The organism is Paraliomyxa miuraensis (assembly GCF_026337845.1).
Classification (GTDB): domain Bacteria; phylum Myxococcota_A; class Polyangia; order Nannocystales; family Nannocystaceae; genus Paraliomyxa; species Paraliomyxa miuraensis.
Genome location: NZ_JAOVZF010000100.1, coordinates 1 through 2,206 on the forward strand (window position 1 = coordinate 1; position 2,206 = coordinate 2,206).

Annotated in this window: 2 protein-coding genes; one reads left to right on the top strand and one right to left on the bottom strand. The window is 67.5% G+C overall.

Going from position 1 to position 2,206, the window contains the following annotated elements:
• Positions 1-53 precede the first annotated feature (53 nt).
• Positions 54-1,664: a protein kinase domain-containing protein gene (locus tag OEB96_RS00460; RefSeq protein WP_266213398.1), complete on the top strand. Its 1,611-nt coding sequence runs from the start codon at positions 54-56 to the stop codon at positions 1,662-1,664.
• Between the two features lie 106 nt (positions 1,665-1,770).
• Here the strand turns inward: OEB96_RS00460 and OEB96_RS00465 are convergent.
• On the bottom strand, positions 1,771-2,206 hold a 436-nt coding region (locus tag OEB96_RS00465; RefSeq protein WP_266213397.1), incomplete at its 5' end, for a hypothetical protein.

Consider the following 2,206-nt stretch of genomic DNA (forward strand, 5'->3'; position numbering starts at 1 on the left):
TCGAGTTCGAGCGGCGATACTACGAGAACCTGGAGAGGACTGAAGTGGCGTAAATCGGGTGTCCACTTTTTCGGGGGAATTCCAACTCACTCGGCTACGCCCTTCGCACCGGGATGCGGCAGCTCTACATGCTCGACGGCCCCGAGATCGAGTTCAGCCTCGAACCGATGTGGCGCCACCGCTCCGACGACGGCGGGCCCGAGCGTCTCCGTGGTGCACTGACGTTCCTCGATCCGGCCGTGGGGGGCAGTGGTTTCCTCGAGCGGGCTGCCCACGAGCTGCAGCTCGTCGCTACCCATACGCTCGAGCACCTCGAGCACAAGGAATGTGACTCGGCGTGCTACCGGTGCCTCAAGTCATACGCCAACCAGCGCCACCATCAGCATCTCGACTGGCCGTCGATCGTTCCCGAGCTCGAGCAGCTCGCCACCGCCACCCCTACGGTGACTCACGAGGAGGACTACGACCCCCGGCCGTGGCTCGAGTCCTATGCGGCAGGGGTGGGCTCGCCGCTCGAGCTCCGGTTCCTGAGGATCTTCGAGATCAACGGCCTGCCGGTCGACAAGCAGGTCCCGATCGAGGTCGCGCCCGGTGGCAAGCCGATCACGGTGGCGGACTTCGTGGTGAAGGGTCAGCGGCGAGCGATCTACGTGGATGGGGCCGCGTTCCATCGCGGGGAGCGCTTACGACGCGACCGCAGGATCCGCCAGCAACTCCAGGAGGCCTCGCCCGGCTGGGAGGTCATCACGCTCACGGCGAGGGACCTGGCGCCCGGCTCGGAGGCACTCTCGGCATTGCTCGGGCCGAGCTACGAGCTACCACCAGAAGACCGCAAGCCGGAGAGCAAGCCAGCTCGCGGCGCTCCGCGGGCGGCCGAGCCCGCGCAGGGCAACGAGCCCCCGAGCGAACCGCCAGCAGCGCAAGCGGAGCTGCCGGACTACGAACTACTCGAGGAGCTCGGCGGCGGTGGTATGGCCGAGTGCTTCCGTGCGCGCGACCGAGCGACCGGCACGATCGTGTTCCTCAAGCGCGTGCAAGTGGACTCGCACGATCTCCCAGCCCTTCAACGTGAGTCCGACATCTACGCACGGCTCCAGTACCTGGACTGCGAGCACCTGCTGCAAGTCCGCGATCTGAAGCGCACCGAGGAGCACGTCGCGCTGGTGACCGACTTCGCCGAAGGGGGCGACCTACGGCACTACGTCGACTCGCAGCCGCACAAGAGACTCTCTCCCGCGGTGGCCGCTCCGATTGCCTTGCAGATCGCCCGTGGTCTCGCCGCGCTCCATCAGGCCGAGATCGTGCACCGAGACCTCAAGCCGGAGAACGTCTTGCTCGCCGGCTCGAGCTGGAAGCTCGCAGACTTCGGCATCGCGAAGAATCGGGCCCACGCCGCACCCGGGTACACCTTCCAGCAGGCGGGGACCTATGGCTATGCCGCGCCCGAGCAATTCGAGGGCACGGCCGCCGATCCGAGCGCGGACGTGTACTCGTTTGGGAAGGTCTTGGTGTTCATGCTCACCGGCAAGACGGACCTCGATGGGATACCCGTGGAGTACGCGGACCTGCGGCGGCTGGCGTTCAAGTGCGCGTCGCTGATACCGAGTTCGCGTCCGCGGATGGCAGACGTGCTGGAGTTGCTCGGGGCGATGACGGGACAGTAGCCGCGAGCATGAACTGCGGTGGACAGGTTCCCTCGCTGTGCACGGCCGCGCGCCAAGTCCGGGGACCGACTCCGACTGGGCGCCGAGCTCGACTGCTCGGCTGCCTTCATCGAGGCTCGCGCGGATGCGTGGGCAGCCACACGTGGGCAAGGACAGGGCGAAGGAGCACCCGGGTGGCACCGACCCACTGGATGCACTCCTCGGGATTCACGGCCACCCCGGCGTCGGCAATGACGACGGCATCCGTGGGAACCCACGCCAGCACGTACGCCGAATAGCTGGGGTCATCGCCCCCGTCCTCGAAGTAGCCGATCCACGTGGCGGGGGGCGGGGCGTTGTGGGTGTCGAAGAAACCCTCGCTCGCAGCCTCGGCAGCCCCGTCAGCGAGGTCGGCATCGGGAAAGTACACGAGCAAGCGGCCCGGGTATGCGCCTCGGCGGACTGGCTCCCGACCGTGAAGGGCCCAGCGGCGTGCCGCCACGACATCGTCTAAAGCCTCCCAGCGGTTCTCGGGCAGCGGGCGCGGGGCCAACCCTGGTGGC